At 36.0% G+C, this 26835-nt stretch carries 25 protein-coding genes and 1 tRNA gene; 8 read left to right on the forward strand and 18 right to left on the reverse strand.

Going from position 1 to position 26835, the window contains the following annotated elements; genetic code table 11:
• Entirely contained in the window at positions 1–924 is a 924-nt protein-coding gene (locus Epro_RS05565) for a helix-turn-helix transcriptional regulator (RefSeq protein WP_052571033.1), read from the reverse strand.
• A 148-nt stretch (positions 925–1072) separates the two neighbouring features.
• Here Epro_RS05565 and Epro_RS05570 point away from each other — a divergent pair.
• The 8 genes from Epro_RS05570 (at position 1073) to Epro_RS05600 (ending at position 6398) form a co-directional block, all read left to right on the forward strand.
• Positions 1073–1146, forward strand: a tRNA-Cys gene (locus Epro_RS05570).
• A 29-nt stretch (positions 1147–1175) separates the two neighbouring features.
• Positions 1176–2345, forward strand: coding sequence for an RtcB family protein (locus tag Epro_RS05575; protein WP_052571035.1), 1170 nt, complete (start codon positions 1176–1178; stop codon positions 2343–2345).
• A 19-nt stretch (positions 2346–2364) separates the two neighbouring features.
• Positions 2365–2571, forward strand: coding sequence for a hypothetical protein (locus Epro_RS05580; protein ID WP_052571037.1), 207 nt, complete (start codon positions 2365–2367; stop codon positions 2569–2571).
• Positions 2572–2654: 83 nt separating this feature from the next.
• On the forward strand, positions 2655–4268 hold the full coding sequence (locus tag Epro_RS05585; RefSeq protein WP_082121514.1) for a WG repeat-containing protein: 1614 nt from the start codon (positions 2655–2657) through the stop codon (positions 4266–4268).
• Between the two features lie 8 nt (positions 4269–4276).
• Positions 4277–4495: a hypothetical protein gene (locus tag Epro_RS05590; protein ID WP_144412057.1), complete on the forward strand. Its 219-nt coding sequence runs from the start codon at positions 4277–4279 to the stop codon at positions 4493–4495.
• A gap of 12 nt (positions 4496–4507) precedes the next feature.
• The gene (locus Epro_RS05595) at positions 4508–5485 is read left to right on the forward strand and encodes a DUF192 domain-containing protein (protein ID WP_052571043.1); all 978 of its coding nucleotides are present in this window, start codon (positions 4508–4510) and stop codon (positions 5483–5485) included.
• 86 nt (positions 5486–5571) lie between these two features.
• Positions 5572–5673, forward strand: coding sequence for a DNA polymerase beta superfamily protein (locus tag Epro_RS07230; protein ID WP_082121545.1), 102 nt, complete (start codon positions 5572–5574; stop codon positions 5671–5673).
• 266 nt (positions 5674–5939) lie between these two features.
• Positions 5940–6398: a copper resistance protein NlpE gene (locus Epro_RS05600; protein ID WP_052571045.1), complete on the forward strand. Its 459-nt coding sequence runs from the start codon at positions 5940–5942 to the stop codon at positions 6396–6398.
• A gap of 134 nt (positions 6399–6532) precedes the next feature.
• Here the strand turns inward: Epro_RS05600 and Epro_RS05605 are convergent, their stop codons facing one another.
• From Epro_RS05605 to mnmE, 17 genes are all read right to left on the reverse strand, one after another.
• On the reverse strand, positions 6533–6892 hold the full coding sequence (locus Epro_RS05605; protein WP_052571047.1) for a hypothetical protein: 360 nt from the start codon (positions 6890–6892) through the stop codon (positions 6533–6535).
• A 139-nt stretch (positions 6893–7031) separates the two neighbouring features.
• On the reverse strand, positions 7032–7442 hold the full coding sequence (locus Epro_RS05610) for an ASCH domain-containing protein (RefSeq protein WP_052571049.1): 411 nt from the start codon (positions 7440–7442) through the stop codon (positions 7032–7034).
• On the reverse strand, positions 7420–8922 hold the full coding sequence (locus tag Epro_RS05615) for a PIN domain-containing protein (protein ID WP_052571051.1): 1503 nt from the start codon (positions 8920–8922) through the stop codon (positions 7420–7422). The genes Epro_RS05610 and Epro_RS05615 overlap by 23 nt, the downstream gene beginning before the upstream one ends.
• A gap of 119 nt (positions 8923–9041) precedes the next feature.
• The gene (locus Epro_RS05620; protein WP_052571053.1) at positions 9042–9923 is read right to left on the reverse strand and encodes a Bpu10I family restriction endonuclease; all 882 of its coding nucleotides are present in this window, start codon (positions 9921–9923) and stop codon (positions 9042–9044) included.
• On the reverse strand, positions 9874–11142 hold the full coding sequence (locus Epro_RS05625; protein WP_202812874.1) for a DNA cytosine methyltransferase: 1269 nt from the start codon (positions 11140–11142) through the stop codon (positions 9874–9876). The genes Epro_RS05620 and Epro_RS05625 overlap by 50 nt, the downstream gene beginning before the upstream one ends.
• A gap of 123 nt (positions 11143–11265) precedes the next feature.
• Positions 11266–13776, reverse strand: coding sequence for a DNA gyrase subunit A (gyrA, locus tag Epro_RS05630; protein ID WP_082121516.1), 2511 nt, complete (start codon positions 13774–13776; stop codon positions 11266–11268).
• A gap of 142 nt (positions 13777–13918) precedes the next feature.
• Positions 13919–14443, reverse strand: coding sequence for a hypothetical protein (locus Epro_RS05635; protein ID WP_052571054.1), 525 nt, complete (start codon positions 14441–14443; stop codon positions 13919–13921).
• Positions 14444–14660: 217 nt separating this feature from the next.
• Positions 14661–15671, reverse strand: coding sequence for a virulence RhuM family protein (locus Epro_RS05645; RefSeq protein WP_052571058.1), 1011 nt, complete (start codon positions 15669–15671; stop codon positions 14661–14663).
• A gap of 87 nt (positions 15672–15758) precedes the next feature.
• On the reverse strand, positions 15759–16271 hold the full coding sequence (locus tag Epro_RS05650) for a hypothetical protein (RefSeq protein ID WP_052571060.1): 513 nt from the start codon (positions 16269–16271) through the stop codon (positions 15759–15761).
• Between the two features lie 74 nt (positions 16272–16345).
• Positions 16346–18820: a DNA topoisomerase (ATP-hydrolyzing) subunit B gene (gene gyrB / locus Epro_RS05655; protein WP_052571061.1), complete on the reverse strand. Its 2475-nt coding sequence runs from the start codon at positions 18818–18820 to the stop codon at positions 16346–16348.
• Positions 18821–18846: 26 nt separating this feature from the next.
• Positions 18847–18999, reverse strand: a complete 153-nt coding sequence (locus tag Epro_RS07120; protein ID WP_158409028.1) for a hypothetical protein — start codon at positions 18997–18999, stop codon at positions 18847–18849.
• On the reverse strand, positions 18996–19769 hold the full coding sequence (locus Epro_RS05660) for a DpnI domain-containing protein (protein WP_052571064.1): 774 nt from the start codon (positions 19767–19769) through the stop codon (positions 18996–18998). Before Epro_RS05660 ends, Epro_RS07120 begins: the two co-directional genes overlap by 4 nt.
• Before the next feature lie 37 nt (positions 19770–19806).
• Positions 19807–20133, reverse strand: a complete 327-nt coding sequence (locus tag Epro_RS05665; protein WP_052571066.1) for a DciA family protein — start codon at positions 20131–20133, stop codon at positions 19807–19809.
• 432 nt (positions 20134–20565) lie between these two features.
• Positions 20566–21687, reverse strand: coding sequence for a DNA polymerase III subunit beta (dnaN, locus tag Epro_RS05670; RefSeq protein WP_052571068.1), 1122 nt, complete (start codon positions 21685–21687; stop codon positions 20566–20568).
• 392 nt (positions 21688–22079) lie between these two features.
• The gene (gene dnaA / locus Epro_RS05675) at positions 22080–23432 is read right to left on the reverse strand and encodes a chromosomal replication initiator protein DnaA (RefSeq protein ID WP_052571069.1); all 1353 of its coding nucleotides are present in this window, start codon (positions 23430–23432) and stop codon (positions 22080–22082) included.
• 400 nt (positions 23433–23832) lie between these two features.
• Entirely contained in the window at positions 23833–24882 is a 1050-nt protein-coding gene (locus Epro_RS05680; RefSeq protein ID WP_052571071.1) for a ribosomal RNA small subunit methyltransferase A, read from the reverse strand.
• A 404-nt stretch (positions 24883–25286) separates the two neighbouring features.
• Positions 25287–26741, reverse strand: a complete 1455-nt coding sequence (mnmE, locus tag Epro_RS05685) for a tRNA uridine-5-carboxymethylaminomethyl(34) synthesis GTPase MnmE (protein ID WP_052571074.1) — start codon at positions 26739–26741, stop codon at positions 25287–25289.
• Positions 26742–26835: the final 94 nt, after the last annotated feature.

Below are 26835 nucleotides of genomic sequence, written 5' to 3' on the forward strand. Positions count from 1 at the left end.
CTATGCTTTTATATTTTTGAGATATGTTTTCACTTTTTCTTCCACAAGCCCCACAAGTTCTTTAGGGGATTTAACTATTATATGCGGTATCCAGCTTAAAATTATATGGATAATTTCAGTGTGTGTGCTTGCGGTGCATTGTATTAGCATTGAGCCGTTTTTATATGTTTTGATTACTTTTTGACGAGGAAAAAAGTTTTTTGATTTGAAATATTTAGCGGCGTAATCTGATATTAACAGTTGGGCTTTAATATTTCTTTTATTTTCAATCCACATAGAAACGCTTTCATCAAGTATTTTAGCTATATTTTTTGACTTCTTAAAATATTTTCCGGAAGGTCTTGCCGATATGATTTTTTCAAGTCTCAATTTTAGCAATGCTCTTTTATCGCCAAAAGCAAGTAAATACCAAAAACCATCGAATAAAACTATTTTTAAAGGTTCTATCGGACGAGGGTTATCCGGAGAGTCTTCATAAGATATGTGTATTTTCTCACAATCATTAACGGCTTTTTCTATTATTTTGGTTACTTCGTTTGCGGTATATGCATGTCCTTTGCTTAATTTAATGTAGAATGGATTTTCCGTTTTTTGCTGAATTAGTTTTTTAGATAAGGTCTCATAAGTTTTAGAAAACGTTGCTCCGAGAGAACCGGATATATCCGAAAACAATGCAAGCATTGCCGCTTCTTTTTTATCAAGCTGCATTCTCTGTAAAGAATGTCCTTCCATAAAAGCGTAAACGCCTTTTTCCGGAGAGTAAATAACAAAGTTTGCAAGTTCTAAGATTTTTATATCTCGTTGAAGAGTTCGCGGTGAAATAGAAAGTTCTAAAGCTAATTTGGAAAGTTTTATGCTGCCTTTATCTAATGCGTTAATCAAATACATTAAACGTTTTATCTTTGTTAAAATTTCATTCGCCATTATGTTTCCTTTTACAGATGGTATTTTGGGAGTGTTTAAAGTATATCATTTTTAAGCGACAACATATGGTCGCATAAAAATGATAAAATTCAAAAATAAACCGACAACACGCTGTCGTTATGATTTGTTATAATAATTCTATATTTATGTCGCCTTGCCCGAGCGGTCTAAGGGGATGGTCTGCAAAACCGTCTGTCATTGGTTCAAATCCAATAGGCGACTTATATAATAAAACAAAAGGACACGGTAAAATGAAATTTATTGAAACTGAAGGATTAGCTATTAAATCTTGGTGTGAAAATATGGATGAATATTCTGCAGCTCAAACACAAAATTTAGCTAAGCTGCCTTTTGCATTTCATCATATTGCTTTAATGCCGGATTGTCACAGCGGCTACGGAATGCCTATCGGCGGAGTTTTGGCTTGCAAAGATGTAATTGTCCCCAATGCTGTCGGCGTTGATATTGGCTGCGGTATGCATGCGGTAAGAACAAATCAAACTGAAATAACCGCTGAAACATTAAAACAAATACTTGAGCAAATTAGAAATGCTATTCCCGTAGGCTTTGAGCATCGCGATACGCCTTTAGAAATACCGCCTCTTGATGAATGGAAAGAAAAAACCAAAACGCCTATGACGGTTGTTAAGCAACAATACTATTCGGCAACTTTTCAAGTTGGAACATTAGGCGGCGGCAATCATTTTATAGAAATTCAAAAAGGTTCGGACGGTTATATTTGGTTTATGATACACAGCGGCAGCAGAAATATTGGGTTCAAAGTTGCAGAGTATTATAACGAATATGCAAAAGAATTAAATAAATCCTTTTATTCCAGCGTTCCCAAAGAAGCAGATTTGGCATTTATTCCGCTTCACCATAATTTATTTAAAGAATATCTTGCTGAAATGAGATTTTGTTTAAACTTTGCTTTATTAAACAGACAAACTATGGCAAATTTTATTAAAAATATTTTTGTAAGCAAAATTCCAAATTGTGAATTTTATGATAGTTTAGACATTGCTCACAACTACTGTAAAAACGAAGAACATTTTAATGAAAAAGTTTGGGTGCACAGAAAAGGCGCAACTGCCGCTTTTGCAGGACAATTAGGAATAATACCCGGTTCGCAAGGGACAAAATCTTACATAGTTCAAGGGTTAGGAAACAAAGACAGCTTTATGTCTTGCTCACACGGCGCCGGAAGAAAAATGGGCAGAAAACAAGCTATAAGAACATTAAATTTACAAGAAGAAATAAATCAACTTAATTCAAAAGGAATTCTACATTCAATAAGAGCGCAAGAAGATTTAGAAGAAGCCCCAAGCGCATACAAAAATATTGAAGATGTAATGAATTCGCAAAAAGATTTAGTTGAAATTAAAATTGAGTTATCCCCCTTGGCAGTGGTAAAGGGATAAAAATTATTGGAGAGACAAAATGAAATCTTGCGCTATTAAAGCGTTCGTCAAAAAGAAATGTAAAATTGTATGGACAAAATCTGCCGTATCCGCATTAGGCACTAAAAAAGATATTGACAAGAAAACTAATGAATTGTCACAACAAGCTTTAGAGTATATAGATAGTATTGAAAATACGCTCAAAGAAGGCGAGAAAATAACTGTAACAACACAAATTACATATTAACACGACCTTGCTGCTTGGTAATTACGTTAGACTTATATTTAATAAAGCAAATTATAACTTTCTTATGGTTAAATGAGGTTTTAATGATGAAACAAACTATTACACCTATTATTTATAATAAAACTATTTTTGAAAACAAAGATTCTCTAATTAAAAAAAAATCTTTTTGGGCGGGCAGTTCTTTATATATGGATGAAGAAACAAAATTACTCAAAGTAAATTTACCTGATAGTCAAGCCTTCAATGTCAATTGCCATGCAACCTTTGCTTTAGAAAACGGTAAAAGAGCAACAAGTCTTGAATTTAATTATTTAGATAATTTCCATGAAAAACTTGCTCTTGTCGGTGTGTCCGGTAAAGGATACGGATTCATAAATAAAAATATTGATTTTGTTATTCCGCCCAAATATAATTGCGCAAAGGCGTTTCACAATGGCTTTGCTCTCGTTTCTAATTGGAATGAGCAAACAAAAAAAGACGAATGGCTTTTTGTGGATAAAGAAGGCAAAGAATATTATTTTGAAAACAACTATGTGGAAATTTGCAATAATTGCGAAGATATGTTTAGAGTTTCAACAGAAAAATTACAACTTGCATATTATTCTGACCATGAAGATAACGCAGGACTTTGGGGATATGTTGACGGCAAAGGGAAAGAAGTTATTACCCCGCAATATATTTATGCTTATGATTTTCAAAATGGAGTAGCCTTAGTTTGTAAAGGAAAATGGGAGTGGACTGATGAAGGCGGAGTTACATTTTTTCCGGGACAAAAATGGGAGAAAAAAATGAAAGGCGGGTATGTGTCTGACAAAGAGTTTTGGGGAATTATTGATAAAACCGGAAAAGAGATTGTCCCTTGTAAGTTTGATGAAATACAATTTTTCTACTCATGGTATGATACCGGCAATACACAATATTTAAAAGCACACTACGGCGGCTGGAAAAATGGAAAGTGGGGGATTATTGACTTATCCGGGCAATGGATTGTTAAACCTATATTTGAAGCTTTAGGTTATGAAGTTTTTAATGATGATTATTTTGAATTTTATAGCGAAGACAGTTTAGCGGATGTTCCTATAGGCATATATAGCATTAAAGAACAAAAAGTATTATTTGAACCTCAATTCTTTGATGTTGATTTTAATGATAACGGAACAATTATAGTTGAAATGTATGACAAAAATTTAAACCGTAATATAACGCAAATTATAGATAAAGCAGGTAAACCAATCTTTAAATCAAAATGGTCTTCAATATATAATGAGAAAGATGGTTTATATCAAGTATGGATAATGGAAAAAGGTAAACGTTTACATGGGTTGATTGATAATTTAGGTAATGAAATTTTACCCTGCAAGTATGAAAATATAAATTGGTTAGATGATACTATGGTAAAAGAACATTGGTGTATTTTTAAACAAAATGGAAAATGCGGCGTAATGACTTTTGACGAAAAAATTATTATAGACCCAATATATGATGAACTTCGTAAAGTAAATAACTATTTCTTTTATGCAACGCTAAAAGAAAAAGAAGGATTACTGGATAAAAAAGGAGCTGTCATACTGCCTGCTCAATATAAAAGTATTTCAGTATATAATAATCTTATTATTGCAAGAGACGAGGATGGATCAACATTGTATAGCATCTTACAAAAGAATATCCCCGAAAAAACAAAGAAAATAGAAATGTGAGCGTAAAAATGGAAATATTTAAAAAATTTAAATATCTTATAACAAGCAAAAGAAAACTAAGCGCAAAAAGCAATTTAAAAATCATAAGAATGGAACAAGATAAGTGGCTATTTACACTAAAAAAAGGCTTGAGGAATCCGCATTCATTAGATAATTTTGAAGTTCTTGTTTTATCATCTGCATTGGATGTGTGTTTAGATTATTTGAAAAATGCAAGAAAAATTTAGAGGCAATATCACATGAAAAACTCGAAACTTATTATTAAAACAGAAACAGAAGAGATTCAATATGATATTTATATTCCTGAAAACGACAAAGAATATTGTAACGGATTGCTTAATTTTGAGTTATTAGCTAACAAAACAGGAATGTTGTTTGATTTTTCAAAACAAAATCACGCGGTAATGACTATGCAGAATATGAAAATTCCATTAGATTTTATTTTTATAGATAAAAATGGACGGATAGTTAAAATAGACCATAGCGTTCAGTCGGGAAATAATTTCCCCTGTTGCGATGCAGTTTATGCTGTTTTAGAAGTCAACTCCGGAGATTGCAAAAAGTATAATATTTCTGTTTTGGATTATGCAATTTATGCATTGTTTAAAAACAGCTCATTTAACAAAAGCTCTGAAACAAATATAGAATTTAAATATACGCTTAAAGGAGTAGGTTGGGCAAACGCTTATTTAAAAATAGGCAATAGAGAAATATCTTTTCCTGCCATAAGTTATTTATGTTATCCCATTTATGGTATTTTAGAAGCGCTGTTGCATATTACGCCCGGGTACGCCCAAAGCGTTATATACGCATATGAATCAAATATCCCCATTTATAACAGAGTTTCAAGTTGTAATTGGGAAGATGAACCCGGCGGATATGCTTGGGGCTTTGATTTTATTGATAAGAACAGAATAATTATCAAAATAATAAGTCTATATAAAGAAAACAAACAAATTGAGCTTGAGAAAGTTGTAAATTTTAAAGAATTTTTAAAAGCAGTTTTAAAAGCTTTTGACAAAATTATTAAAGACTATGGATTTATAACAGCTAAAGCAAATTGGGCGCAAGATGGGCGCAATTTTCCAATAAGCGAATTCTTGCAATTAAAATATTATTTATTTTATGACATGCCGTTAAATTATTTCTGTGAAGGAAAAACGCCCGATTGGTCGTTAAAAAATGAAATAGAGCTATTAAACAAAGAAATAGATTAGCATATTTTTTAATAGAGCGTTAAATACAAGAGCTTATGAACCCAAAAATCTTAAAAACATTACGGCATATTTAAGTAGAAAATCAGATTGAGATTATTTATGCTGCAGAATCCGGCAGCAGAGCTTGGAAATTTTCTTCAGTAGATGGCAATTATGATGTGCGATTTTTATATATTAATAAGCCGTAATGATATTTTTCTGTTACTCCAAAACCCGACAATTTGAATTTTATGGATAAAACTAACGACCTTTTTCAGCTTTTGTCTTGATGAGGCTAAAAAAAACGGATTTGTTATAATTTTTATTACTTATATTTAATAATAAAAAATCAAGAAAAACTGTGTTGTAATATGTAATTGACGTGCATTACTTCCCTAAAATTTTTTAATTTATTAGAATGTATTTGTTGCGGCTTAATTGTTGCGGCAAAAATAATTTTCTTTGGAGGGTATAAATGAAAAAAATTCTATCACCGTTGGTTATTGTTTTGTTAATGTCGGCATTTATTGCTTGCGCTAACAAAGATCAGCAAGAACAGGAGTATCAGCACACTGATATTGACAAGGCTCATAACTCGCAAAACAGTCTTAGTTGGGGAGGGGTTTACGCAGGGGAAATACCGTCGGCTTCCGGTTCCGGAATTAAAGTGCAATTAACGTTGCATTACAACGGAACGTATGAAATAAGCTATAAATATATAGGCAAAAAAGGCAGCGCTTATACCTCCACAGGCGCTTTCACATGGAATGACGCCGGCAGTTCCGTTATTTTAGACACCAAAGATTTCCCGCCTTATTACAAAGTAGGCGAAAACAGATTGTTCCAATTAGACATGCAAGGAAATATGATTACAGGCAACCTTGCCAACAACTACATTCTGAAAAAAATAAAAGACGAAGAATTTAAAAACTAATTTTTTCGGCGTAAAATAAAAAACAGCGCATAGTTTGAGGTATTTAAACTATGCGCTGTTTTTTTTGCCCAATGAAATTAAGCTGAAAATTGCCGCTTGAGTATTTTGTATTAATCTTAACTTATATATCTGTATTATTTATATTTGATAATTAAAAAATCAAGGAAGACTGTGTCGTAATATACTTTATCCGCATATGGCAAAAAGTCATCGCCTTTCACTTTAGATAATACTCGCAAATTAACAAAATCATCCCCTTCATATTTCGCAACAGCTCCAAGAACAAAAGTATTTATATAATATTCTTGGTTTGCTCTTTTACCTTTTAAATCTAATGTTTCTCTTATGTGAGCCACAATATTAAAATCTTTTGTAATTACTCCGACGTTATTATACACATAGTTATGCTTCACCGGAATTTTGGTGCAAGATGCTAAAAATACAACAGCCAAACTTACGCAACACAACATACCGGCAAATTTTAAATTTCTCATGTGCTGTTCCTCTGTTTATTAATTAAAAATTATTTTTTACGGTTTACATATTTTACGTGATTATTGAGACTTTTATTGTTTGCATGTTTGGTTAAATAACTGCTGTCAAAAACAACGTCTCCATGATCACATATTTATGTTATCCAAAAGCCCTCCTTAATATCTCATTTTTTCTATTGCGATTAAGATATACAAAAGATTGTGGAGGAAAAAATTTCCTGAACACTTCGTCTGGATTTACTTTATTATTGAAAATTTCAACATTATTAATGCAAATAGAATATCCATGTGATAATCCAGTATAATAATTAAAGAAGTCTTTTCTATTTATGCCACCTACTTTACCAAACTTTCTCCAAAGCTGCCCTGGGGTATTCTCTACTATATTACTAATTGTAAAATACCCTACTATTCTTTTTTCTGGAGCGGTGACATAGATAAAAACATCTTTAACATCGTTTTTAAAGATTTTTTTTCTAAATTCTACTTTCTTTGTTCCATTTAAAATAGCATATGCATATTGAGGTTTAATCGATAATATAATTCCCATTAAAATATCCTTTTTGTTTTAATTTATTGTAATCATCCTCTTGAATTTTTGTAATGGTTTGAATTTTATTTTTAAAACTTTCAAGCTTAAATAATTCTCTATATGGAATTCCTCGCTCCAAGTAATATACCAATCTAAATTCTATAATTGATACCTTCTCACGTTCTGACAACCATTTCTCAATTTCATAATCACTATATACCGATTTTTTTCTTACAACTTGTTTTATTTCTTTGATATCATTACTAATAAAATAATTATCTAGAATACCTAATGGCTCTATTAACATATCATATTGAGAAACATAAAATAACAATAATGCGCCTTTTTCTATATTAGTTCTTTTTTGGTTCGATACATATACTTTTTTTATTCCATTGCCGGACACTTCATTTATTATATTTTTTACATCTCTATCAAAAAGCTCATTTTGCCTTAATTTACCATCCTTAAACAATCTATTATAAAAATTTTTTTGAATTGGAATAACATATTTAGGAATTTCTTTTTTATCAAGGTAAAAGGGATGTGCCGTAGCAAGATTACAGCGCTCTGTAATCTTTAATTTATCCATTATTTTTATCATTCTTAATTCTTCAACATTTTGATTATTGATAAACTTATTTTTATTAAAGCCAAAAGCTTCCAATAACTCTATAAGTTTTGTATGTTTTTTGTAAACCGTTACATACACATACTTAATTTTATTATAAATACAATATTCAAATATCTTATTTAAAAACAATTCTCCAAATTTAAAACCCAAAACATTATCGCCGACCTTGAGTGTGCATATTTTTAAAACATTTGAATATATATTTGGAATTTGATGTTGATCTGTATTCTCAATGTTATAAATCAACAAAGCTCCCAAGCGTTGCCCACTTACATAATAATAACAATGCCTATCTTCTTCACAGCATTTATTAAACCATTGATTAAAATTGTTATAATCTTCTCGTAATTTATTAAAAAAATCGAATTGTAAGTAACTCGTTAATTCTCTTACGCTTCCAGAATTTATCACTGGATGTGCAGGTACAATTTGAATAAATAATTGTTTTATGTACGCAGTTGCTTCTTCTATATTCAATACCTTGGCAGAAATATTAAGTTTTTTCGCTTTCTTGTGAATTCCCCTATCTTCAGTAACAAAGATGTCCACATATTTACAATAAACTTGATATATTTGAATATTGTCAATCTCGTCATGTGGATTGTTTTGCCCTATTACCGTAATAAACGTTTCAGGTGGAATTGCAGGATTTTGTTGAGTGGGATATTTTTTTATCTTTGATAGTATTTTTTCTTTGCGAATTTCATCTTTATCGTTTTCAATATCTCTTGAAACTGCTGCTTGGTTATATATAACATCACATTTATTTTCTTGGGCTAATTTGTAAAAATTAGAGAAAGAATGTCCTATTATCTTATCATCTTCTAAATTGATTAATATATTTGTATCTATTAAAATTCTCATTTTTTACTTCGACAAACATTTACAATTTTTTAATTTTGAGATCTTTTTCATTTTTATTGCCTTTATACCGTGTGCCCATCTTTACAATTGCAAAATAGTCAGTATGATACTGTTACATGTTATATTATTTTACCATTCATTTTGAGTTTTTCTTCGATATTGCTCCAATTTCTATCCAAATGCTCTTTGACTTCCTTAACAATACTAAATACAACTTCAGGAAAAATCTTATTCCCATCATCTTTATTTTTAGATTTGCGTAAAACAAAAATTTGGTCAATTCTAGAATATGCAGGATCAACAGAACTATCAACTTCATATGTTTCTGTAACAATGAAAAATAGTGAATAAGGATTACCTGATTTTATTTTTTCTGCAGTTGCTATAGACCCTTCAAGCATCGTCTTATCAATGTATGTTTTATTTTCTATTGCTATAATTGGTAAATTAATTTTCTGTACACTTTCGTTATTAATTTTAAGATCTATGGGCCTATAAATAGCAAAATCTTGATTTTTATTGTTTATTCCTATTATAGGATTCTCTACAAATTGTTTTAAATTTTTAGCAGAAAAATATAGATTGGTATACGCTTTAACTCCACCTAAATTTATTAGGTTGTGTTGGTCTTTTAAATCTTTTTTTATATCAAGAAACAAATCTTTAAAAAGCAAATACATAAATTCTTCCATTATTGTTGGTCTAAACTTACCTTGCGATGTAAATGTATTGTCATATCCGTTTTCCGTCATAAAATCAAAATATTGATTTAACAATTGTGTTCTTTCTTCAATTATTTTTTTACTGTAGCCTTTTAATTCTAAATTTTTTAATAAAAAATTCAGATATTGCGGCAGTAAATTATCTAATGCTTTTTTCTGTACAGGGTTTAATTTTGCATATTGCCTATATTTAGCTATAAAGTTTGAGGCATGTCTATACTCTGAAAGATTAATTTTTTCTTTTTCTATTATTTTTTTTAATTCTTCTTGTATTTGCATTATAAACTCCTTTGGGTTCATTAAATAATCTATACTGTCCATTACTTTCCATAGAATACATATTTGTATTACCGTTTAACAATATTTCTTTTAATTTCACTCCAATTTCATATGCTAATAATGGTGGAACTGCATTACCTATTTGCTGGTATTGACTTAACCCATGCTCCCAACTCATTTTTGTCCTCATCCCTTCAAAAATAAATGTATCTGGGAAAGACTGTAATCTTGCACCTTCTCTAGCAGTGAAATTTCTATTTAAGTGAGGATGAATAAAATTACTTTGAAATGAAGCTGCAATAGTAGGGGATGCTTTATTTCCAAAAACTCTATAATTATTTTGAGAAAATTTAATTTGCGATTTTTCACTGGGGCTCCCTCTTTTTACTGCACCATGTAAATCCCACACGTCAACAAGAGATTTCCCACTTTGAATAGCTTGGAATCTTTCAACAAGACGTTGAGTGTGCCTCATTGCTACATGATTAAATAGTGTTTTAGAGTTTTTACGTAAAAATCTTTGATAGCTGTTTTGTGACTTAAGAGAGTATTCCATCTTTTCAATACCTTCACCGGCATTAATAGCAGGAAGATCTGAAATGGCATCATTAACTGTAACTGCTTGTATATATTTTCTTGATGGGAATTCAGGATAAATATTCAAATCTTTTCTTATCCCTATAATTACCACCCTTTCTCTATTTTGCGGAACTCCAAAATCAGAAGCTTTCAAAATTTGATACTTAACCGCATAGCCTTCTCCTGCTTGTTCGTACTCTTGCAATATTTGTTTTATAACATTCCCATTGTGCATTGAAAGAATACCCTTTACATTTTCCATGACAAACGCTTTTGGATTATACCAATTTATTAACTTTATAAATTCATAAAAAAGTTTATTTCGCGGATCATCTATTACTTTATTTCTTTTTTTATTAGCTAAACTGAATCCTTGACATGGGGGTCCCCCAACAATAACATCTACTGCTTTATTTTTTAATATACTATCAATTTCATGTTTTTTAATATCAAGAATATCTTTGCATAAAAATGGCACTTGTGGAAAATTTCTATTAAATGTTCTTTTACAGTTTTCATCTATGTCTGTTGCAAACAAAGATTTATATCCAGCCCACTGAAAACCTAATGTCATCCCACCGCATCCTGAAAATAAATCAATTGTTTGCAAAATATTATTGTTTTTCTTAATTTTTTTCATATTATAATTCTCTGTTAAAAACTTTAGTAGAATTACTAAAGTTTCTATTTCATAATACCGTTCCTTTGACTACTTTTGAAAACCCCTGAAGAAATAATTTTTTTCAGGGGCTTTTAATTTTATTTATTCTTTCTCCACTGCTTCTTGTGCTTCGCCTTCGGTTTCTTCTTTTACTACGCTGGCGATGGCGGCTACTTTGTCGCCTTCGTCCAGCCTTACCAGCCTTACCCCTTGGGTGTTTCGTCCTATTACGCTTATGCTGTTTACTTTTAGTCTTATTGTTATTCCGTTTTGGGTCATTATCATCAGTTCGCCGTCGTTGGCTTTTTTTATTCCTATAACAACGCCTACTTTATCGGTTGTGTCCATATTTATTACGCCTTTGCCGCCGCGGTGGGTTAGGCGGTATTTGCCTACTTCGGTGCGTTTGCCGTAACCTTTTTCCGATACCGTTAGTATTACATCTTTTTCCGATAACACTTCCATGCCTATAACTTCATCGTCTTTTTCAAGCTCTACGCCTTTAACGCCCATGCCGGCTCTGCCTATGGCGCGCACTTCGCTTTCTTTGAAATGAACAGCCTGCCCTTTTTTGGTGGCAATTAACACTTCCGGATTTTTTGCTATGGCTTTTACTTCGGTTAAAATATCGCCGTCTTCAAGTTTAATTGCTATTATGCCGCCCTTTCTTGGGTTTGAAAATTCCGTTAACGCTATTTTTTTAATTGTGCCGTTTCTTGTGCACATTAATAAGTATTCGCCTTTAACTTCTTTTTCTTCTATAGATCTGAAAGCTATGGCAGCCGTAATTTTTTCTTCCGCAGATAACTGCAGTAAGTTTACAATTGCTTTGCCTTTTGAAGTGCGCACGCCTTCGGGAATTTCGTAAGCTCTCATCCAATACAATCTTCCGCGGCTTGTGAAAAACAACATGTATGCGTGCGAACTTGTTATAAACAAGCTCTCAACAAAATCTTCATCTTTTGTGCCCATGGCGGTTATGCCGCGGCCGCCGCGCCCCTGCGCTCTGTAAGTGTCCAGCGGAATGCGTTTGATGTAGCCCGCATGCGACATTGTTACCGCAACTTCTTCTTCTTTAATTAAATCTTCAATGTTGAAATCCGCTTCGGCGGCTTGAATTTGCGTTCTTCTCTTGTCGCCGTATTTTCTCTTTATTTCTACAATTTCGTCTTTAATTACAGCCAAAACTTTTTTAGGATCTGCCAAAATTGAACGAAGTTTTTCAATAAGTTTAATTAATTCAAGATATTCGTCTTCAATTTCCTGTCTTTCAAGGCCGGTAAGCTGGTGAAGTTTCATTTCCAAAATAGCTTCGGACTGAAGTTTGGAAAGTTTGAACTTTGTCATTAACTGGTCGCGGGCGTCTTCTTTATCTTTTGCGCCGCGGATAATTTTTACAACCGCGTCAATATTTTCTACCGCTATTTTTAAGCCTTCCAAAATATGCGCGCGGTTTTCCGCTTTTTGAAGTTCAAATTTTGTGCGGCGCACAACAACGTCTTTTCTGTGCTCTACGTGGTGATAAAGAACTTCTTTTATGCTCATTACTTTCGGACGGTTATTAACAAGCGCCAACATTATTACGCCGAAAGAAGACTGCAGCTGCGTATGTTTGTAAAGCTGATTTAAAACAACCTGCGCGTTGCCGTCGCGCTTAATTTCTATAACAATTCTTATGCCGTCGCGGTCTGACTCGTCGCGAAGGTCTGAAATACCGTCTATTTTTTTATCTTTAACAAGTTCGGCAATGTTGGTTATAAGCGCCGCTTTGTTTACCTGATAAGGAATTTCGTTTACTATAATGGCTTCCCTGCCGTTTTTAAACTCTTCAATTTCGGCGACGGCTCTCATTTTTATTGAGCCTCTGCCGGTTTCCATGTAAGACTTAATTCCGCCCTTGCCCAAAATTGTTGCGCCCGTCGGAAAATCCGGACCTTTTATATATTTTGCAATTTCGGAAATAGGAAGCTCGGGGTCGTCAATTAAAGCTATAAGCGCGTCGCAAACTTCGCCTAAATTATGCGTGGGCACGTTTGTTGCCATACCAACCGCTATACCCTGCGAACCGTTTATTAAAAGACTCGGCAGTTTTGTAGGCAGAACTACCGGCTCTTTTAAAGAACCGTCGTAGTTTGGCATCCAGTCAACGGTGTTTTTATCTAAATCCGCAAGCATTTCGTCGGCAATTGAATCCATGCGAGCTTCGGTGTAACGCATTGCCGCCGCGGAGTCTCCGTCTATAGAGCCGAAGTTTCCCTGACCGTCAACAAGAGGATAACGCAAAGACCATTCCTGCGCCATACGAACCATAGATTCGTAAATTGCGCTGTCGCCGTGCGGATGATACTGACCCATAACGTTTCCGACGACTCTTGCGGATTTTTTATATGCGGTGTTGTGCTTTAAACCCATATCTTTCATTACGTAAAGAATACGTCTGTGAATAGGCTTAAGCCCGTCGCGCACGTCCGGCAAAGCTCTGCCGACGATAACGCTCATGGCGTAGTCAATGTAAGAGGTCTTCATTTCGTCTTCAATATTGCGCGAAGTGATACTAGCCGCAATAACTTCAGGCGCTACCGCCGTGTTCTTAATGTCTTTCTCTTTAGCCATTTGCCTTTCCTTTATTTAAAATTTATTTGTCTGCTTACTATTTTTAACTTACAATGCTTGGTTGAACTACAAAATACCCCGTCAAGGTCATTGACCTTGCCACCCCTTTTGTAAAAAGGGAATTTAACGACACATTTATATACTACTTACCTGTTTGTGCTGCCGGAATATCAACCGTAAACAGCTCCTCTCCATTTTTATCATTATATTGATATACAAGTGAGATATTATTATTTTTTATAAATTTAACATATCCCTTTGCAGGTTCTTCTTTAAAATGTGCGGTTAAGCTTTTAGTCTTAAGCTCTTTGAAAGTTTTTATGTTTAATTCATCTTTTGCATAATCTATAATAGTAACTGAATATTTTAGCGTATTGCTTGGCAATAAAGATACTGAATCTATTCTTGTTAAATCATCTACCATTACGGGCAATCCAAGATTTATTTCTTTTACCATTGCTGATAAATCTGCAGAATTAGCTTTGCGTTCTATTTTCAATTTATGCTCAAACATGGCATTAATACATCCTACCGGAAAGCTAATAATTTTTATTCCGACAATTACTATGGCAATGATTACTATTATTTCAAGTACTTTGCTTTTACTCTTTTTTGTCCTATGAGTACTCTTTCTTGATTTTTGTCTCTTCACAGGCTTCTTATCCATCTAAAAGCTCCTCAACTCTGCTTGTGCTTATTTTTTATTTTGTTAATATTTGCAAGCGGCGTTTGCGACAGCGTTATGGGCTCTGCACAGTTAGCAAGCGTTTGTGCGAATACGACAAAATTTACAGTTACGTCTTTTATTTCCACGTGGCTTGCGCCGTTTGTAAAACCGCCGCAAAAATCTCGCCAATATTATATTGTATATTTAAATCTTCTCTTTACTCTTTTGCTTTCTGTTCCAATTTTTTAACTGTTTTATCAAAATCGGAAATTATTTTTTGCGTTTTGTTAAATTCATTGTATTCTGCTTCTGCTTTGGTAATGGCTTGTTGTTTTGAGATTTTGCCTTTGTCTGACAGAATTTGATATTTTCTAAATGAGAGAAATTCGTTTACGCTTGCGGCAAACTCTTGCATATTAAATGTGTTTTCACGCTCAATTAAATCTTCAATATAATCAAAATAACCGGCAACTGCTCTTTCTAAACGTTTTATTTCTTTTTCAGGCAAATAGTTTTTTGCTATTGCAACATCCGATTTAAGAATACGCCCGCCAGGAGAATTTTTCCAAGCAGTAAGTCCCATATTTTCTTTGTTTCTATCAGCTTTGGAATAAATAATTTCAGCGGCTGTTTGCCCTGCTATGGCAAAATGAAATTTGTTTTGCACCATTGCGTAGAAATCCTGCGTAGTAGATGAATTTCTATCATAATCAATACTGCATTCGGCAAAAATATCTGTGATTTGCTGCCAAATGCGCCGCTCGCTTGCACGGATAGAACGGACACGCTCTAAAAGTTCACGAAAATAATCTTTGCCGAAAACCGCTTGCCCCTGTTTTAAGCGTTCATCATCAAGCACAAAGCCTTTTTGTATAAATTCTTTGAGCGTTTTTGTTGCCCAAATTCTAAATTGTGTTGCTTTTGATGAATTTACACGATACCCTACAGCAATTATCATATCAAGGTTGTAAAAATCAATAGAATCATCTATCTTGCCGCGGAAACCACGATTTACGACCATTTCCATTTTGGAAACAGTCGCTGATTTTGTCAGTTCCTTTTCATTATAAATATTATTTATATGCTTACTTATAGCAGGTTTTTGCACACCAAAAAGCTCTGCTATAGCTGTTTGTGTGAGCCAAATCGTTTCATCTTTTATTACAACATTTATTTTAATATTCTCTTGCGGCGTATTGTATATTAAAAATTGAAGTTCTTTATTCATAATTCTTTGGCTAACCTTTTTATAAAAGAAGGAATTAATGTTTTTCCGTAATTTATAATTGCGCCGGGGCTTGTTCCTTACTCCTTCCTACTTATTTCTTGCCGTTTGTTGTCCGCCGAAGTATTTGTGTTTTAGTTTTACTTCGCTGTGGACGTTTATTTTTGTAATTACTGCGTTTGCTTTTTGGAAAAATTCCGACAAACTGCCTATATTATTAATGTTTGTTTTCAGCAAAAACGCGCCTTTGTTTAAAAGCAAATAAAAATTTATTTCGTTGATATTCGCAAGCGGCGTTTGCTGCAACATTACCGGCTGCGCGCGGCTTACAAGCGTTTGCGCGAAAGCTACAAATTTTATGGTTGCGTCTTTTATTTCAGGACGACTTGCCCCGTTTGTAAAACCGCCGCCGAAACTGTAATATAAACTTGCGTCGCCGGTGTTATAAGTTATTAGGGTTGCGGCGCCCTCTTGGTAACCAATGTCCATAACAACGCCGAAAACGGCAATCTTGTTTTGAGGAAGATTTTTTATGCCGATATCTTTCGGATTTGTAGAAAGAGCCGCAGTCCGCATAACTTCAAAAATTTTATCTGTTGGCATAAGGTTAAAATATCCGGCTTTAATTTTAACGGCATTACTTGCTCCCTACTACTTGCTACTTTCTACTTGTCTTTTTAGATGTCTAAATTTCTTACGTCCAACGCGTTCAATTGTATAAATGCTCTGCGCGGTTCTACTTGGTCGCCCATTAGGGTTGTAAAAATTCTGTCGCTTTCTACCGCGTCTTCAACTTTTACCTGAAGCAGTTTGCGGTTTGCTTTGTCCATAGTTGTTTCCCAAAGCTGTTCGGGATTCATTTCTCCCAAACCTTTATATCTTTGAATTGTGGCGCCTTTATTGCCAAGCTCTCTTATTGTGTCTAAAAGTTCCATAGTTGAGTGAAGCTCGTAAATGTCGCCTTTGGTTTTCTTCTCGCTGTCTTGCAGTCTGTAAACCGGTTTTGTGTGCGTTTCGCCGTAATGTTCTAAATGCAAACCTGCGTCTTCAATTTGTTTTGCAAGTTTGTCTATGCGAGGAAGTTCCCACAAATCTTTGTATTCCGGAAGAATTTGATCCGCTTGATCCGTTTCGGTAATTCCCGCAAGCTCTCCGCGCGAGGCGGCAAGCTCGTTGCGTTTTGCAAGAAGCTGATCTTTAAATTCTTTCCACTCTTTATCCGAATATATATATTTTACGTTTCCGTCTAAAACCGTTCTGTAAAGAGGCAGCGCGCCGTCGGCTTTAAATTTAAGGTAATCTTTCCACGTTACGCTTTTTTTGGAAAGTTTCTTTAAAAGCCCGTCAAGCTCGCTGATGTTTGCAACTATTTTGCGCAAAGTTGCGTCGTCAATTTCCGTTTGCGTGTTTCCGTCTTTAAGCAGCGCAAGCTCCACCCCGTCTAACGCCTGCGCAAATAAAAATTTATCAAGCGCTTCTTCGCTGTCTAAATATAACTCTTTTTTATTTCTTTTAACTTTATACAGCGGTGGCTGCGCAATGTAAACGAAACCTTTTTCTATAAGCTGCGGCATGTGGCGATAGAAAAAAGTAAGCAGCAGCGTGCGTATGTGCGCGCCGTCAACGTCGGCGTCGGTCATAATTATTATTTTGTGGTAACGCGCTTTGTCTATATTAAAATCTTGATCGTCTTTGCCAATGCCCGCGCCGATTGCGGTAATAAGCATTTTAATTGTGTCAGAGGCAAGCATTTTTGCAAGGCGCACTCTTTCTACGTTTAAAATTTTTCCTCTAAGCGGAAGTATTGCCTGAAAAGTTCTGTCCCTGCCCTGCTTTGCGGAACCGCCGGCGGAATCTCCCTCAACTATAAACAATTCCGTTTTTGCCGGATCTTTTTCCGAACAGTCCGCAAGTTTTCCGGGAAGCGCCGCGGAATCTAACGCGCCTTTGCGTCGCGTCATTTCTCTGGCTTTGCGCGCGGCTTCTCTGGCCTCCGCCGCGTTAATGGCTTTTTCCAAAATTTGTTTTGCTATGCCGGGATTTTCTTCTAAAAATATTGTAAGCGCCTCGCCCACAATAGACTGCGTTATGCCTTCAACTTCGCCGTTGCCTAACTTTGTTTTTGTTTGCCCTTCAAACTGCGGATTAGGAACTTTTGTGGAAATTACCGCGGTTAAACCTTCGCGGATATCTTCGCCGGAAAGTTTTAAATCTTTAGTTTTTGAAATATCGTTTTTCTTAATGTATTCGTTAACTACTCTTGTAAGCGCGCTGCGAAAACCCGAAAGATGCGTTCCGCCTTCTATGGTGTTGATGTTGTTTACGAAGCTGAAAATTTGCTCGTTGTAAGAATCGTTATACTGCATTGCAATTTCTACGTTTACGTTATCTTTTTCTTTCATGAAATATATCGGGTCTTTATTGATAACGTTTTTGTTTGTGTTTAAATACTGCACGAAAGTTTTTATTCCGCCGTCGTAATCAAAAATGTGTTCTTTATCTTCTCTCTCGTCGGCAATGCGAATGTGCGTGCCGGCGTTTAAAAACGCAAGCTCTCTTAAGCGTTTTGTAAGAATATCAAAAGAGTAAACTGTTTCGGTAAAAATTTCCGGATCCGGATGAAAGGTAATTTTTGTGCCGCCCTCGTCGGTTTTACCGGCAACGGTAACTTTGCTTGTGGGTTTGCCTTGAGAATAAGTTTGTTTGTAAATTTTGCCGTCGCGGAAAACTTCCACTATAAGCAAATCGCTTAACGCGTTAACGCAAGACACGCCCACGCCGTGAAGTCCGCCGGAAACTTTGTAAGAATTTTTGTCAAACTTTCCGCCCGCGTGAAGTTTTGTTAAAACAATTTCCAGCGCGTCCACGCCTTTATATTTAGGGTCCGGATGCGGCCCGACAGGAATTCCTCGCCCGTCGTCCTGCACGGTTACGGAATTGTCCGAATGAATTACAACGTCTATATTTTTACAGTATCCAGCCAACACTTCGTCTATGGAGTTGTCAACAACTTCGTAAACCAAATGATGCAGCCCCTGCCCGCCGGTGGACCCAATATACATAGCCGGACGCATACGAACGGCCTCAAGCCCTTCCAAAATTTGAATATTACCCGCACCATACTCCTCGGATTTCTTAATTTCTTCCGCCATTTAGCGCTCCTGTATTTATTTGATTTTTAAAATTCATGTCTTTTTAATATTGTTATAATTTCTTTAGATAGCGCTTTTATATTCCAACTTGGGTTTATAGCTTCTGTTTTGCCATATGATTTTGTGACCCAATTCCGAATAATTTTTACAAAATCTTTTTCTGTTATTTCTTTTTTCATATGCTTCTTTTTTTATACTTCCCTTTATTATCAACAAACTCTATTATTTTCTTGTTTCGTAAAATTTGTAATTGTTGACGAATTTTTGGCTTAATATTCTTATTTGCAGAGTGAAGCTGTTGCAAATTTTTTTCAAATTTATAAATATCTTCTAAAACAAATGTCTCTTTTTTAATTTTATTAACACAATTCATTACATCTATAATCCAACTGCGTTTTGCTATCTTTTCTTTTTTTAAAAATGAAGTTGCTAAAATTTTACTTTTAACACCTATTTCAGAAAGAACTTTAGAACCTTCAACTAAAACAATTTTACCTTCATTAGGAATAAGTGATAATAAAATATTACTTCCTGTCCAACCAGCCCGCCTTGCCGTAGATTTTAATGGATTTCGTTTTTCAATAATATTTTCAGTAAAATAATATCTGGGAACAAACATTAAATTGCCAACATGGTTATTATTATAAGTAAGAAAAAACAAACTAGGATTATTATCAGCCCGCAATCGCCGAATCTTTGTAAAGTATTCGCCATCAGCAATTTTATTGTGGTTAAGATTTTTTGTATTTTTACTTTTTAATTCAAATTCTTCTTTACACTTTACACAATAAAAATCCGCTAACTTTTTATTATTTTCAAATTTGGCTAATTTATTTTTACAGTAGGGGCAAAATCCATTTATAAAAAACCATGCTTCAGATAAAATACGAATTTTTTGCGAATTATTCTTATATCCGCTGATATCAAGTTTTGGGAAATATAAATTCATAATATTGCTTCTTTTATGTTTGAATGTTGTGTCTCGCTTACTTTATCGTTACTTTTATGTTTTTTATTTTGTTGGTGCCTATGTATTGGTTTAGGCGGCGGATTATTTCTTTTTTGCGTAAATTTATTTCGTGGACGGCGGCGCTGTATGGGGTTTGGGCGTAGATAACTCCGTCTTTAAAGCCTGAAATTTCCGCGCTGTCAACGTTTACTTCTTTATCCCACACTTTTGCGATTGTGAAAAAGTCGGAATCTAATCCGAGCATTTTTTTAAGCGCTTCCATAACCCCGGAAACTTCCGTAAGGTTGGATTTGCGCTCCGCTTTATATTTTTGTTTTTTTTCTTCAAAAAATGAAAAGGTCATTTATTATTCCAAAAAAGCGACGGGAATTATATTTATAAACTATGCAAGGGGCTTTGTTCCTGCACAATTACAGGCAACAACTCCGGATTGCCGCGTTAAGGCTTTGCCTTTCCTCGCAGTGACGAATACTGCAATTAAATTAGTAATTAGAAATGAGGAGTTAGGAATTAACGGCAAAGACAAATACCCAAATACCCCGCCCTATCGGGCTCCGGTGCGCTCACCCCGTATTACAACCTTACGGGGCAGGCTCGTTTTTGGATTAACATCTTACTTACAAGCGCCCGTTCGTGGCTCGTGCTCCTTATTCGTCGCACACTCACCCCCTTTTTCAAAAGGGGAATTAACAACACTTGCTCCTTACTCCTTCCTACTTTCTACTTTAACAACTTGCCGTTTCCCATCTTCTCACCTTCCCACCCTCTGCCGTTATTACACGCGCATTGGCATTACTACGCACAAATAATTTTTGTCGTTTTCGGGGGCAAGGGTTGCCGGGTTTAGGGCGTTTGTAAATTCAAAAATTGTGAAATCTTCGTCTATGTTTTGAAGAACTTCTTTTATGAAATTAGGATTAAAATTAATTTCTACGGGGTCGCCTTTGTACTGCGTAACAACTTCCGCTTCGCCGGAACCAAGCCCTGCGGTGGACGCTGAAATTCTTAATACTTCGGAACCGAAATAAAATTTTACGGCTGAAGATCTGTCTGAAGAAAGTCTGTCGCCGGTAAGAAGCGCCATTTGTTTTACCGCGGCAAGCGTTTCTTTAACGTTAAGTTTTACCTGCGAATTGGATTTTTTAGGAATAACCTGCTCGTAATTTGGGAAAACGCCTTCTATTAATGTGGAAACAAAAGTTATATCGTCAATTTCTACGGCGCACTGGCTGTCGGTTAAGCCTACTTTAACTTTTTCCGCTTTTTCTGCAGCGCTTATAAGTCTTAAAATGTCCGACACGGCTTTTGTGGGCACTATGGCTTTGCCTTTAATTTTTTTATCTAAATTATTTGTAGTAACATAAGCAAGCCTTCTGCCGTCGGTAGCTACCATTTTTAAACTTTCGCCGTCGGCAATAAAATATACGCCGTTTAAAACGTATCTTTGAGAATCTTTAGAAACCGCAAACGCCGTTTTTCTAAGCATTGCGGCAAATTCATTTTTATCTACCGTAAAATTATTTTCTTTTGGAAATTCCGGAATTACGGGATATTCCGTTTTAGAAATTCCCATAAGGGTAAATTTTGATTTTTGCGATTTTATATTTATTTGATTTGTGTCGTCGGCTTTAATTTCTATATCCGCTTCGGAGGAAAGTTCTTTGATAATATCGGCAAATCTTTTAGCGGGAATGGTTATGCCGCCTTCTTCAACAATTTCGCCTTTAATGTGGCACTGAACCGCAATTTCAAGGTCTGTAGATGAAAGCTTTATTCTATCTCCCTCGGTTTCAAATAAAAAGTTTGACAGAACAGGCAACGTGCTTTTTGAAGACGCTACCGGAGAGACTGTTTGAATACCTTTAATAAGTTCTTCTTTTCCACAGATTACTTTCATCTAATTCCTCCCTGAATTTATAAAAAGACTATTGTTGTTGTAGGCGTATGTATATTGTTAATAAGGCTTTTATTTAAGAAAAAACGCTTGTTTATGAAGATAAATTTTTAAAGCGTTAAAGTTAATAATTATGTTAGTAAAACTACGAAGTTATTAAGAGTATTAAGGAACATAAATATTATACAAATTTTATACAAATTATGCACGTGGAAGAAAGAAGATGGGAGGGTGGGAAGGTGAGTAACGGCAAGTTGTTAAAGTAGGAAGGAGTAAGGAGCAAGTGTTGTCAATTCCCCTTTTGCAGAAATAGATGATAAGAGGATAAGCAACGTCTTTTTGAGTCTTTACTCACCATCTTATCTTCTCATCTTCCCACCCTCTGCCTTTTGAAGCTACTCTGCGGCTCTGATTTTTTTGATTATTTGGTTAAGTTTTGCGTTAAAATACGGGTCGGAATTCATTTTTTCTTTTATTTTGTTGCAGGCGTGCATAACGGTAGTGTGGTCTCTGCCACCGAACGCGTCGCCTATATCTGTGGTGGAAAACTTATCGCTTAAAGTTCTTGCAAGATACATGGCTATTTGACGGGGAAACGCTACGGCGTCCGTTCTGCGTTTGGATTTCATGTCGCGAAGTTCTATGTTAAATTCTTCGGCGACAATTTTTTGAATGTTGTCTATGGTTATTGCCGCGTCGGACTGCGGTTTTATAATATCTTTTAAAATTTTCTGTACGGAATCCACAGTTAACGGCGTGCCCGTAAACGCGCTAAAAGCGGTAATTCTAAGCAGCGAGCCTTCAAGCTCTCTTATGTTAGATTTTATCTGCGTGGCTATATATATGATAACGTCGTCGGGAACGTAAAGCTTTTCATCCTCGGCTTTTTTTCTAAGTATTGCAATTCTGGTTTCTAAATCCGGAGAGGCGATATCTGCGGTAATGCCCCACTCAAAACGAGAAATTAAACGCTCTTCAACTTTTTCAAGCTCTTTGGGAGGGCGGTCTGAAGAAACAACTATTTGTTTTCCCGACGTGTGAAGCGAGTTAAACATATAAAAAAACTCTTCCTGCGAGCTTCCTTTGCCTACGAGAAATTGAATGTCGTCTATTAACAAACAGTCAAGATTTCTGTATTTATTTTTAAACGAAGGCATTTTGTCAAAACGCAGAGCTTCTATAAATTCCGACGTAAACCTTTCTGCGGTAACGTATAAAACTTTTAGCGCTGGATTATTTTGTTTAATGTAATTTCCTATAGCGTGCAGCAAATGCGTTTTGCCAAGACCAACGCCGCCGTAAATAAAAAGCGGGTTGAACTGTTTGCCCGGATTTTTTGCAACGGCTTCCGAGCAGCCGTGCGCAAATCTGTTTGACGAGCCAACCACGAAACGTTCAAAAACATATTTAGGATTTATTTGATCTCTTTGAGATATCGGCGCGGCAACGTCCGCCGGAGCGGGAGTGTTTTCAACTTTTGCTATTACGGGCATTATATCCTGTTGAGGCTGCAGCTGCAAAACAATTTGCGCGCCCGCGGCGGCAGATAAAAGCTGTTCTATATTTTTTTGCTGATGAGCTTCTATCCACTGCGAAAAATAAACGTTCGGCACCGCAACGGTGAAAATATTGTTTTCAAAAGATATCGGTTTTAGCGGGGCAATCCACAGGTTGTAGGTTTCGGGATTTATGGATAAGTTAAGGTTATCCACAACCTTTTGCCATAGTTCGGAGCTTTCAATAATCATAAATTCACCAAGTTATCCACAGATGTGGATAGTATTATTCACAACTTAAATATAATTGAAAAATGAGTCGTTTTTGCTAATAGAAGATTGTATATTTTTTGGTAAATCTTGTCAAGCTGTTTTTTATTTTGAAGTTGCATGTGGCAACCCCAACACCTTGGGCGCTGCGCCCCAACCCCCGCCTCACTTTTTGCAGACGATCAAAAAGTAAGCAAAAACTCTGCCGCCGGCAAGCATTCGTTACAAGTTTTTATCGCAATTGCCGAACTCGCACGATAACGACTTTAAGGTTTGTGCTCAAACATGCGGGAATTTTTAGTGCAATAAAAATACTCCACTCATAGGACGCTTGAGGGCGGCAACGGCTTGTAATAATACAAAACAAAAAATAAATAAATTTTTATTGCGGTATATGGGTTATTATTTGCAGGAAGTTTTCTATTGAGAGTTTTTCGGGGCGAAGCATGGGGTCTATTTTTATTTCTTGTAAAATTTTTGCGGTTTGGGTTTTGTCTAAGTTTGCGAAAGAACTTACGGCGTTTAAAATGGTTTTGCGGCGCATTGCAAACGCGTGTTTAACGAAAGGGAAAAAATTTTTATTCGGAGGGGGCGCGTTTTTATTTGTTAATTTTATTACCGACGACGTAACTTTTGGCTGCGGGGTAAAACAGCGGGGGGAAACGTCAAACATAATTTGCGCGTTAGCATAGTATTGCGTAAAAATTGAAATGTAACCGTAGTCTTTGCTGCCCGCCGGCGCGGCAAGGCGTTCGTTAACTTCTTTTTGCAGCATGAAAACGCACGTTGTCCAATTTGGCGTTGGCAATATTTTTTGAATTATCGCCGTGCCGACGTTGTAGGGAAGGTTGGAGACAACCTTAAAAGGCAAAGTGGAAAGTGGAAAGTGAAAAGTGGAATTAACGGCACCGTTAACAGCAACGGCGGATTTTGAGACGAGGGTCTCACAATGACAACGAGAGACGCGATTAAACTCAACAACACTGTCACCCTGAACTTGCTTCAGGCTCTGCTGTTGTTCATCTTTGTCTTTGCTTTTGCCGTTAATTCCACTTTCCACTTTCCACTTTTCACTTTGATCACCCTGAACTTGCTTCAGGCTCTGCTGTTGTTCATCTTTGTCTTTGCTTTTGCCGTTAATTTCACTTTCCACTTTCCACTTTCCACTTTGCAGTTTTAAAAAGTCTTCATTTATCAGCGTTACGTTTTCTGTTTTGTGGAAATCAAAATAATAATTTAATTGTTGAAATAAAATTTTGTCTATTTCTACGGCGGTTAAATGTTTTACTTGCGGCGCAATAATTTTTGTAAGCGCGCCTTTGCCCGGACCTATTTCAAGGACTTCGTCGTCTTTTGTGAGGGCGGCGGCTTTAATTATATTGTTAATAATATTGTTGTCTGTTAAAAAGTTTTGACCGTGTTTTTGACGCATTTGTTTAACCTTTATAACGCTATGCTGCGGCGCTGTTGTTGTCAGGGATTATTAATTGCGAGTCAACAGCAACAAAAAATACCCCGCCCTATCGGGCTCCGGTGCGCTCACCCCGTATTACAACCTTACGGGGCAGGCTCGTTTTTGGATTAACATCTTACTTACAAGCGCCCGTTCGTGGCTCGTGCTCCTTATTCGTCGCACACTCACCCCCTTTTTATAAAAGGGGAATTAACGACACAGAAGGCGGAGGGTGAGAAGATAAGAGGATAAGATGGTAAGTAAAGACTCACAAAGACGTTGCTTATCCTCTTATCATCTATTTCTGCAAAAGGGGAATTAACAACACTTGCTCCTTACTCCTTCCTCCTTCCTACCCTCTTAACCTCTTATCATCTGCTTGCTTATTTTCCTATGCAGAAGTTTGAAAATATTGTGTCTAAAATATCTTGAGAGGTTGTTATGCCTAAAATTTCGTTTAGTTCGGACAGTGTTGCGCGGGCTTCAAAGGCTGCAATTTCGTCGGCGTCTTCTAAGGCGTAGGCTTCTTTTGCTTTTGTAAGCGCGCTAAAAGCATTTTCCAAATGCGCGTAGTGGCGCGAGTTTATCATTAACAAATCGTTTTGCGTGTCGGAAACTCCGGCAATTTTTGCTATGGCGTTAAGCAACGCGGGAATGCCGTCGCCGGTTAGAGAAGAAACTTTTAACGGCAATTGAGAATTAACGGCAATTTCACTTTCCACTTTCCACTTTTCACTTTGGTCATTCTGTTGTTCGTTTTTGTTTTTGCTTTTGTCGTTAATTTCACTTTCCACTTTCCACTTTTCACTTTGCCGTTCCAAGTCTGCTTTGTTTAACACATATAATATAGGTGTATTTATATTTTCGGTTTTTATGAAATCCGCAATTTGTTTGTCGTTGTTGTCAAACGGAGCGGAGCCGTCTAAAACCCAAATAATTACGTCTGCTTTTGCGGCGGCTTCTTTGGAGCGTTTCTGCCCAAGAAGCTCTATTGAGTTGTCGCTGTGGGTGCGTATGCCCGCGGTGTCAATTATTGTAAGCGGCACGCCGCGGCAATCTATAAACTCTTCAATGGTGTCTGTGGTTGTGCCGGCAATGTCTGTAACAATGGCGCGGTTTTTGCCGACAATTGCATTAAGCAGCGACGATTTCCCGGCGTTGGGTTTGCCGATAATTGCGGCTTTCAAACCTTTTTGCAGGCTTTCGCTTATTTTATAAATAGCTAATAATTTTTTTGTAGTTTCTATAAGCAGCGTTAAACGGGCTTGCTTTTCTTGACGCGATAAAAACATTATATCTTCTTCGGGGTGGTCAAGCGACACTTCCATAAACGCCAGCAAATTTGTTAAATCGTTTTTTAAGTTTTTTATTTTATTTGCAAATTCGCCCGACACATTATTTAGCGCGGCTTTTGCGGCGGTTTCCGTTTTGCTTGTTATTAACGCGCAAACGCTTTCGGCTTTTGTTAAATCCATTTTACCGTTGATAAAACCGCGGTAAGTAAATTCTCCGGGCAGCGCTTGGCGCGCGCCGGTTTTGTAAAGAAGATTTAAAATTTTATTTATTATTACAGGATTGCCGTGGCAGGATATTTCAGCAATATCCTCGCCGGTGTAGGTGTTAGGGTTTTTAAAAAAAGCGCAAAGGACTTCGTCTATTTTTTCGCCGCCGTCAACAATGCAGCCGTATTGAACCTGTTTAGCTGCCGAAGTTTTAGTTTCAAAAATCTTCCCTATAATATCAAACGAACGCTTGCCGGACAAACGTATAACGGCGATAGCCGCTTTACCCGCAGCGGTAGAAAGCGCGGCAATAGTGTCTTCGGTATTGTAATTCATAGGAAGTATTATAGCAATAAAGGCGGAAGATAAGAAGCTTGGAGGCTTAGAAGATAGGCAACGACAGAAAAGCGGAGGTTAAGAAGTTTGGAAG

Origin of the sequence: Endomicrobium proavitum (genome assembly GCF_001027545.1) — a bacterium.
Classification (GTDB): domain Bacteria; phylum Elusimicrobiota; class Endomicrobiia; order Endomicrobiales; family Endomicrobiaceae; genus Endomicrobium; species Endomicrobium proavitum.